Annotated in this window: 1 protein-coding gene; it reads left to right on the forward strand. The window is 42.5% G+C overall.

Going from position 1 to position 816, the window contains the following annotated elements; translation table 11 throughout:
* The first annotated feature begins 117 nt into the window (after window positions 1–117).
* Window positions 118–699, forward strand: a complete 582-nt coding sequence (locus tag PL85_RS17620; protein ID WP_115340111.1) for an HD domain-containing protein — start codon at window positions 118–120, stop codon at window positions 697–699.
* Window positions 700–816: the final 117 nt, after the last annotated feature.

Below are 816 nucleotides of genomic sequence, written 5' to 3' on the forward strand. Positions count from 1 at the left end.
AGTGCAAAATTGAAGTTCAGTGTTTACAGTGTGTTTTTTAAGTTCGGCGGTGCGTTGTCAACCCCTTAGCCGGGCGTTATACGCCAATCAAATATTGAGCATCAAAAAGGACTTAGCGTGGAAGAAATTAAGGGAATAATCGACTTTATGGTAGAGGTCGAGAAGCTTAAATCGATAGAACGACAAACTAAACCTGTAGGGTTAGATAGATATGAGAACTCAGCAGAACATAGCTGGCATGTTTGCCTGAGTGCTCTTTTACTCAAAGATTTTGCTAATGAACCAGTTGATATTGTTCGTGTCATGAAAATGCTACTCATCCATGACTTGGGTGAAATTGAGGCAGGTGATACGGTTATTTACTCTGCTGAAACAGAAGAAAACAAACAACTAGAAAGGTCGTGCATACAGAAGTTATTTCAACTTTTACCTGAAGCAAGCCGAGAAGAGTTTTCTAATCTTTGGGAAGAGTTTGAAGAAGGTGTAAGCCCCGAAGCAAGCTTTGCTAAGGCAATCGACCGAGTTCCACCTTTACTTCACAACATTCATGGTGAAGGTCATGGCTGGAAAAAACACAATATACCCAAAGAAAAAGTTTTTGCTTTTAATGGCGAACGCATTTCCAAAGGTAGTAATTTGTTGTGGCGAGAAGTCGAGTCTAGGCTCAATGACGCAGTTCAATCGGGTGTACTGAAATAGGCGTATAACAAACGCCTCAAGAGGGACTGTCAACGCGTGGCGTTTCCAGTCCCATTGAGCCGCGGTGGTTACGGTTGTTGTGTTTGAGTTTGGTGTTATGCGTTGCCAGCCCCTTAG

The sequence above is a fragment of the Vibrio anguillarum genome, assembly GCF_001989995.2.
Taxonomy (GTDB): domain Bacteria; phylum Pseudomonadota; class Gammaproteobacteria; order Enterobacterales; family Vibrionaceae; genus Vibrio; species Vibrio anguillarum.